The organism is Citrobacter sp. VF227, from assembly GCF_052950715.1.
This window is the reverse complement of the sequence record NZ_JBRFVF010000219.1, coordinates 1-543: the sequence shown is the minus strand read 5'-3', so window position 1 is coordinate 543 and position 543 is coordinate 1. Positions and strand designations below refer to the sequence as shown.

Below are 543 nucleotides of genomic sequence, written 5' to 3'. Positions count from 1 at the left end.
CGCCAACGGTGTGAGCAAGGTCACCGGCGATCTGGTGCTGGATCGCAGCCACTTCGTCCAGCCCGACCTGCCAGTATTCGACGATGACGGCGGCGACCAGAACAAGCCGTTCCTGGTCGGGCCCGATTCGCTACTGGTCAACCTCAAGGCGCTGCGCTTCATCGTCCGCAACGATGGGGGCAAGGTGAACGTGGCGGTGGAGCCGCCCATTGCCAGCGTCCGCATCGACAACCGCGTTCAGGCCTTGCCGGCAGCCAAATGCCCAGGCTGGCCAGAGGTGCTGTACAACCCCGTTGCTGACGGCGACGGGGTCACCGTGGTGGTTACCGGCAAGCTCGCCGCTGGTTGCAGCGCGCAGACCTATCTTTCCCTGTTGGACCACGAACGCTATGCCGCAGGCGCGGTGCGGGCGATCTGGGGCGAACTCGGCGGCAGCATCCTGGGCACTGATCGTGTCGCCCAGGTACCGAGCAGCGCCCGCCTGCTGGCCAGGGCCTACTCCCCGGACCTCACCGAGATCATTCGCGACGTCAACAAGTACAG

Annotated in this window: 1 protein-coding gene; it reads left to right on the top strand. The window is 65.6% G+C overall.

Features of this window, described 5'->3' with window-relative positions; genetic code table 11:
* Positions 1 to 543 (top strand): D-alanyl-D-alanine carboxypeptidase (locus ACU8YC_RS25990; protein ID WP_446896111.1); only part of this gene is annotated, 543 nt, incomplete at both ends.